This window comes from Oleiphilus sp. HI0061 (assembly GCF_001635675.1).
Genome location: NZ_LWFE01001704.1, coordinates 1 through 596, shown reverse-complemented (window position 1 = coordinate 596; position 596 = coordinate 1). Strand labels below are relative to the sequence as shown.

At 45.0% G+C, this 596-nt stretch carries 1 protein-coding gene; it reads left to right on the top strand.

The features are described from left to right. On the top strand, positions 1-596 hold a 596-nt coding region (locus A3735_RS26270; protein ID WP_156499937.1), incomplete at both ends, for a CBS domain-containing protein.

The following is a 596-nucleotide window of genomic DNA, read 5'->3' as shown; positions in this document are numbered from 1 at the left end:
CTCTACCCAGCTGTCTGGTCAGTTAACCTTGTTACTAACTTCCTATTAACAAAACTCGGCTTTAGTACAAACGGAGAAGAAGAAAACCACCTAAGCCGAGAAGAACTGAGAACACTTGTTAATGAATCTAGCACCTTGATCCCACGCAAACACCAGGAAATGCTACTGGGGATTCTAGACCTAGAGAAAGTCACCGTTAACGACATCATGATTCCCAGAAACGAGATTGTTGGCATCGATATAGACGATGACCTGGATGATATTTTTCAGCAACTAAAAACCACCCAACACACACGCCTCCCCGTATACAAGGGCGATATAAACAACATCATTGGCATCCTACACCTTCGCAGCATGACTCGCGTACTTTCAAATGACGAACCGAACAAAGCCATGCTACTTCAAGCTTGCAGAGAACCTTACTTCACTCCTGAGAGTACTACACTCAACACCCAGCTAATACACTTCCAGCGGGAGAAACGTCGAATTGCCATTGTAGTTGATGAGTATGGCGACGCTCTCGGCATTGCCACAATGGAAGATATTCTGGAGGAAATTGTTGGGGAGTTCACTACTGATTACTCTTCAAGCAGCAG